The organism is Saccharopolyspora taberi (assembly GCF_039534165.1).
In the GTDB taxonomy this organism is placed as follows: domain Bacteria; phylum Actinomycetota; class Actinomycetes; order Mycobacteriales; family Pseudonocardiaceae; genus Saccharopolyspora_D; species Saccharopolyspora_D taberi.
This window is the reverse complement of sequence record NZ_BAAAUX010000031.1, coordinates 60,707-61,114: the sequence shown is the minus strand read 5'-3', so window position 1 is coordinate 61,114 and position 408 is coordinate 60,707. Positions and strand designations below refer to the sequence as shown.

The 408-nt window shown below is 73.3% G+C and carries 1 protein-coding gene; it reads left to right on the top strand.

The window, feature by feature from the left end:
• On the top strand, positions 1–353 hold a 353-nt coding region (locus tag ABD691_RS33815), incomplete at its 5' end, for a hypothetical protein (RefSeq protein ID WP_425565193.1).
• Positions 354–408 lie beyond the last annotated feature (55 nt).

Here is a 408-nt window from a genome sequence, read left to right as displayed (position 1 = left end):
GTCGGCCCGCCAGGGCCGACGAGGATCGCAACCTGCAGATCGGACGCCACCGCGCCGAGCTGTCCCCGGAGTGGCGTCGGCCCGCCAGGGCCGACGAGGATCGCAACGCGGCCGAAGTGGACAGTCTGATCGACCGGATGCGCGGTGGCGTCGGCCCGCCAGGGCCGACGAGGATCGCAACACCGACAGGCCCCGGGACGTTTTCGCGGCCGAAGTGGTGGCGTCGGCCCGCCAGGGCCGACGAGGATCGCAACCTGGTCCTGGTCGACGACGGCTCCGCCGAGGGCGCGGTGGCGTCGGCCCGCCAGGGCCGACGAGGATCGCAACTCGGTGCTGGCCTGACTGCCGGATAACAAGGCGCAGGTGGCGTCGGCCCGCCAGGGCCGACGAGGATCGCAACGATGCCGG